Annotated in this window: 2 protein-coding genes; one reads left to right on the top strand and one right to left on the bottom strand. The window is 53.1% G+C overall.

What is annotated here, in order from left to right; translation table 11 throughout:
• The coding region (locus lacNas_RS11210) for an MFS transporter (RefSeq protein WP_201346874.1) at positions 1-882 on the bottom strand (882 nt) is incomplete at its 3' end.
• 221 nt (positions 883-1,103) lie between these two features.
• Between lacNas_RS11210 and lacNas_RS11205 the strand changes: the two genes are divergently transcribed.
• Positions 1,104-2,225, top strand: coding sequence for an aminopeptidase P family protein (locus lacNas_RS11205; RefSeq protein WP_201331984.1), 1,122 nt, complete (start codon positions 1,104-1,106; stop codon positions 2,223-2,225).
• Positions 2,226-2,252: the final 27 nt, after the last annotated feature.

The following is a 2,252-nucleotide window of genomic DNA, read 5'->3' as shown; positions in this document are numbered from 1 at the left end:
TGTCTGGCTGACCAGCATGACGGCGATCGCGCTGCTGGCGGCCAGGTTCATGAAGATCAGGAGCCTTTGGCCGGAGACTTTGCCCAAAATGGCAAAGAGGCAGAAGACGCCGGTGATGGAGCCGATGCTGTACAAGGACAGGAAAAGGTGGCTGCTGGCAAGCGAGAAGCCCTGCTTTTGCCCAAACATGGTGACCCACTGGGTGAACCAGATCATGAGGGCCATGGAGGCGTAGCCGTATAAAACGAAGCAGACCGTGGCTAGGAGCTTCTTTTTAGATACCTGCTGCTGGCCGGCAGACACTGCAGCATTTTTTTGCTGGGGAGCCGGGAACTTGAGCGGGGCCAGCAAGAGGGCGTTGACAAGCAGGATGGCCGCCATGGTCATGAAGCTGATCCCAAACCAGCGGCCGTTTAAGCTGGCAACTTCGATGGGCAGGATGAATTCGCCTAAAGAGACCGCTGCCTTGAGCAGGATGTTGCTCTTTTGGCTGCCCATTTCAGCGAAAGTAGTGTAGGTGCCCGCGTCCAAGGCCGAGTTGGCGATTCCGGCCAGGACGGCTAAGAAGTAGGCAAAGTAGACGTTTTTGGCAAAGGGGGTAGCCAGGGCAAAAGTCAGATAGCAGGCCATGCCCAGGTAAACAAAGAATTTGCGGCTGAACTTATCAGCAAGATAACCAGTGATGAGGTAGGCTAAAAGGCGGCCAATGCCGATGCCGGAAATCACGAAAGAAACGATTTTTAAAGGAGCGTGCCAGCTCTGCCCCAAGGCGGTCATGTTCTGAGACAGGATCAAGAGGCCAAAGCCATGGGCGACGTAGTTGAGGTAGAGGCTGATGGAAAGCCTGACGCGCTTAATCTGATTTGGAGGGTTATTGCTCATTTGTGTTATCCTTTCTAATAAGCCAGTGCTTATGAAAAATGCAAAAGTTTGTTTACCCAAAATCCGAAAGCCAAGAATAAAATTGATAGACTGGCCTTTGAATTTGATAGAAATTATATAACAATTGTCGGCCCCTGCCTAGACAAAAGATTAAAAATATCCTACAAAAAGGAAAGAAATATTAAAATGAACCGAAAGCGTTTTTTTAGGAGTGAAAAAGCATGAAAGAAGAAAGAAAATTAATCTGGCAAGACCATCTGAGTGCCCTAACGGCCTACCTGGATGAAGAGAATATTGACCTGGCCTATGTGGCAGACCCGGTGGACATTGCCTACCTTACTGGCTACAGCAGCTGGACAGAGGAGCGGGTCTTTGCCCTGCTGGTATCCAGAACAGGCCAGGCCCTTTTGCTGGCGCCGGCCATCAATGAAGGAGAAGTCGCTCAGACTGCTTGGGCGGACCGGGCCTGCTTTTACCAAGACGGGGAGAACCCTTGGGAGAAGGCCAAAGAAAAAATGCCTGCCTGGCCAAAAGAAGTTTGGGCATTAGAAGCCCGGGCGGTATCGCTTGGCCATTACCGGGCCATTAAGGAAGTTTTTCCAAAAGCAAATCTGGAAGCGGATATCTCCCCTTGGCTGGCCGGCCAGCGGATGATCAAGTCGCCGGCTGAAATTGAGAAGCTGCAGGCAGCGGGCCGGCAGGCTGACCTGGCATTGGCATTGGCTTTTGCCCTTTTAAAAGAGGGGCAGGGGATGAGCGAAAGCGAGCTGGCCCTTGAACTGGACTACCAGCTGAAGAAAAGAAAAGTAGGCGACTTGAGCTTTCCCTTGATCGTCCAGGCCGGGGAAAGCGCGGCCAGCGTCAGCAGCCTGCCCGGCCAAAAGGGAATTCAGGCTGGGGACATGGTGATTTTTGACCTGGGGGTCATGAAGGATGGCTACGCTTCTGATGTCAGCCGGACGGTGGCCCTGGGCGAAATCAGCCCGGCAAAGCGGAAGATCTATGAAACGGTTCGCTTAGCCCAGGAAACGGCGGCTAAGGCAGCCAAACCAGGGATGACGGCAGGCGAGCTTGACCAGGTGGCCCGCGGGGTTATTGAGCAAGCGGGCTATGGGCAGTACTTTACCCACCGCTTGGGTCACGGGATTGGGATGCAGGTTCATGAGCCGGTAAATCTGGAGCCGGGAAGCGAGCAAAAGCTGGAAGCAGGGATGTGCTTTTCAATTGAGCCGGGCATTTATCTGCCAGGCGTCGGCGGCGTCAGAATAGAAGACTGCGGGTATCTTGGCGAAGAAGGCTTCCACCCCTTCACCAAGACCAGGAAAGACTTGCTGCTTCTGTAAGTAAAAAAGGTCAAGCGATTTCTCGCT

Origin of the sequence: Lactobacillus nasalidis, assembly GCF_016587775.1 — a bacterium.
GTDB classification, from domain to species: Bacteria; Bacillota; Bacilli; order Lactobacillales; family Lactobacillaceae; genus Lactobacillus; species Lactobacillus nasalidis.
The sequence above is the reverse complement of the archived record's forward strand: the minus strand, read 5'-3'. Positions and strand labels throughout refer to the sequence as shown.